Here is a 3,227-nt window from a genome sequence, read left to right as displayed (position 1 = left end):
GACGTGTGCTCCTCCGATCTAGTTTCCCCGTGAGCTTGCTCTGTCATGATCCTGGGCATCAGCGGAACACCCAGAGTCAGAAGCTCGTGGGCGATCCTGTAGACTGTGATCGCCTGGAAACCTGGATAGCAGAAGATGATTTCGTCAAAGCTCCTGGCTGCGGGATCGCCGTCAAAGGCGGCCTGCACATCCAGGGCGAGCAGCTCGCGCAAGGCAGGGATCCTGTTCATGAATTCGACAGTGACTTCGAATCCGCGGTCTATGCAATGCTGGCAGGCCTGGGAATGCCTGCGGCATTCATGCACAATACACTTTGTGATCTGATCTGAAAGCTTCTGGAACAGGACAGACATGCGCTCACCGATATGATACGGCAGTTCTTCCCTGCCGATCTGACGTTTCTCAAAATATCCGGGAAACAGAATGTCACGGATAATCTCCAAAAGATCGATCACTGCTTCCCTGGAAGGCATTACAGCGGAATCGAGGTGATTGATGCAGGACTCGCCGAGGCAGCTGTCCACGGTCTTTTCCACGATCCCTTTGGATTTTCTCCAGTATTTCTCGCCCTTTCTGAATACTTCTTCGCACTGGCAGTTTTTATTCATTGAGTCCTCTCTGATAATTCAAGCTATCATCAACGATAATGCTTTTCCCGAAACTTTTCAATTTCGTTCTGCCTGAACTTGCATATTCAGAATACGGATAATAAACTATTATATAATGAAATTTGAGATCACTTATATTTTCCACAATTGCTTTACCTTGTCTTCGGATGACTTAGTGTTCCTTTTTGACTATCCTACAGACAGCTATCTCAATCCTGCCGTACGGGAGATGGTCCTCAGCAAGATCAGGGGCAAAAAGACCTATATTCTAACATCCCATAGCCATGCCGACCATTTCAACCGGTTTCTCCAGACCATCATCCCGGTTACTGCCGATGTTCAACTGGTCCTTTCTTCCGATGCTTTCGTTTCAGTCGAGGATACCCTGCGCCAGTTCGAGCCATACTGTGCCGAACCTGAGACAGACTTCACAATCGGCGGTATCGAGATGGCTGCCATCCGCAGCAATGATGAAGGTGTAGCCTACCTGATCGAAATCGGGGATACTCATGTTTATTTCGGTGGGGACCTGGCCAGATGGGAGTGGGAGAAATTGACTCCTGAGGAATCTGCTCTCTATCTTGAATATTTCGAGCAAGTGCTGAAAAAGCTGGAAAAATGGCGGGTGGACATCGCATTTTCCGATGCAGACAACAGGGTCAGGAACTGGTCAGGAGCCGCTGATGTTGTGAAAAAGCTCGCGCCTAAAATGTTCATTCCGATGCACGCCTTCGGCAAGACCAGCCTGGTCTCTGAATTTATCAGCACTCTCCCCTCGTCTGAAGGCGTATTTTCTTACAAAAATCCCGGTGATTCGATTATAGTGGAGTTTTCGGACCAGGTTCAACCGCCTTCTACCGATTAAATTTCACCCGGCTTTTTCTGCTGATGATAGAATTCCGAGTAATAACCCCAGCGGGGGTAACCGGGAATTCTGTGAATGGTCCAGGTATTCTTCTCTGTCTTTTCGATGTATCCGCTCTTGATGCCGTAACTGACACGGGCGAATCCATTGCGGAACGGTTCCAGATCCTGGAAATGAGGCTCCACTATCACTTTCCCTCTTTTATCGATAAATCCGTAACGATCTCCGATTTTCACACCGGCCAGGCCTCCGCAGAATCCGGTTTTGACTCCGTCGAAGCGCGGGCTGATTTCGAAATCGCCTTTTTTGTTGATGAATCCCCATTTCCCGTCCATCTCCACGGCAGCGAGGCCATCGGAAAATCCCCTGGCATCCTCGTATTGAAAATCAAGGACAATCAGTCCGGTCTTATCGATGAACTTGTAGATCCGGTCCGCTCTAACCACTGCCAGGTCCTCGGAAAAATCCCCGGCGAATTCGTAGCAAGGCTCCACCACAGACACACCACTCTGATCAAGATAGCCGAATTTTCCATTCGAGAGCACCCAGGCCAGGCCCTGATGAAAATCTCCGGCCAGTGCGAACTGGTTTTTGATGACCAGGCCGCCGGTCTGGTCAATGTACCCCCAGGAACCTCCGATTTTCACTGCAGCCAGGTTCTCACTGAAATCCGAGGCCAGCTCAAACTGGGCTTGGACCGCGGTTTCTCCTTCCAGGTCATAAAATCCGTACTTCCTGTTTTTACAGAACAGGGCTTTCCCGCAGGAGAAACTGTGCATCAGGTAAACAGATTGAGGCTCGATCACTTCCCTGCCGCGCTCATCGATGAATCCCCATTTTCCATCCAGTTCCACCAGAGCCAGGCCTTCGGAAAAATCAAAGGCTTTTTCATAATACGGCTCAATGAAATATTGTCCTTCTTCGTCGATAAAACCCCAGCGGTTTTCAAAATTGGCAGGCAGCAGTACTTCAGGTTTTTCGCGGATTTTTTTCCTGCAGTAGCGCGGTGCTGCATTTAAGACTTCGCTGCAGAAAATAAAAATAGTCAGAAAAAGGCAGAATCGGCTGAACAGGCTTAATTTCATATTGATTTCATCGGCTTTAATCACAAAATCTTGATAAAAAAGCGCGCCCGGTTGGACGCGCTTTTTTTCTGTCTATCTGCCTTCAGATCCCGTTCAGCTTTGCTTCACGGGATTAAGAAACTGTAAATACCGGTAAGTATTAACAGTTTCTAAATTTCGTTATCGATCGATGGCTCGATCGAGTCTCCTGTGACTGAAAACATGGTCTGGCCATTGAGATTCAGAGTGGTTTCGCCGTTCTGATTGGTTCTGGATACGATCATGTTGCCGTGATTGTCGTCGTATGCAGCCACAACCAGTCCTGCACCGGCATCCTTGATTTTGACTGTGAAGGAATCTTCGCTGCGGGATTTGTAGATTGTAACTCTGGCAGCAGCTTCAGTCCTGACAGTCGCTGTGCCGTCGCCGAAGATATGGGTCTGCTCGAACAGCTGGTTGCCCTCTTTTTTATCTTCAATGCCGTATTCTTCCATGGTCTTGAGGATGCCGTATGTATGCTGCACAAGAATGATGTCGTTCTTCTTCTTGCAGGTCTGCTCTGTGATGATCTCTTTGATCCAGGTGCAGGGCGGAACCCAGGCCATGTTGGTGGAAGCTCCGGCGAAAGTGAGGCAGCCGGCCGGCTTGTCCTTTGTCCCTGCTCTCAGCCAGGCTTCGGCGAAACAGGTC

At 49.1% G+C, this 3,227-nt stretch carries 4 protein-coding genes; 1 reads left to right on the top strand and 3 read right to left on the bottom strand.

Annotation, left to right across the window (positions count from 1 at the left end):
- On the bottom strand, positions 1 to 608 hold a 608-nt coding region (locus tag PHW04_19225), incomplete at its 3' end, for a serine acetyltransferase (GenBank protein MDD2718027.1).
- 115 nt (positions 609 to 723) lie between these two features.
- Between PHW04_19225 and PHW04_19220 the strand changes: the two genes are divergently transcribed.
- A complete protein-coding gene (locus tag PHW04_19220; GenBank protein MDD2718026.1) occupies positions 724 to 1,473 on the top strand; it encodes an MBL fold metallo-hydrolase in 750 nt (249 codons plus the stop codon).
- On the opposite strand, the gene PHW04_19215 is transcribed toward PHW04_19220, so the two are convergent.
- Both PHW04_19215 and PHW04_19210 read right to left on the bottom strand, forming a co-directional pair.
- Positions 1,470 to 2,582 (bottom strand): WG repeat-containing protein, encoded by a 1,113-nt coding sequence (locus PHW04_19215; protein MDD2718025.1) that lies wholly within the window; start codon positions 2,580 to 2,582, stop codon positions 1,470 to 1,472. The genes PHW04_19220 and PHW04_19215 overlap by 4 nt on opposite strands.
- Before the next feature lie 125 nt (positions 2,583 to 2,707).
- On the bottom strand, positions 2,708 to 3,227 hold a 520-nt coding region (locus PHW04_19210), incomplete at its 5' end, for a hypothetical protein (GenBank protein ID MDD2718024.1).

It is taken from the genome of Candidatus Wallbacteria bacterium, assembly GCA_028687545.1.
Classification (GTDB): Bacteria; Muiribacteriota; JAQTZZ01; order JAQTZZ01; family JAQTZZ01; genus JAQTZZ01.
The sequence above is the reverse complement of the archived record's forward strand: the minus strand, read 5'-3'. Positions and strand labels throughout refer to the sequence as shown.

What these genes read in the sequence shown, in the direction of transcription:
- PHW04_19220 (MDD2718026.1), top strand. Translation starts at nt 724, where the DNA reads ATGAAATTTGAGATCACTTATATTTTCCACAATTGCTTTACCTTGTCT.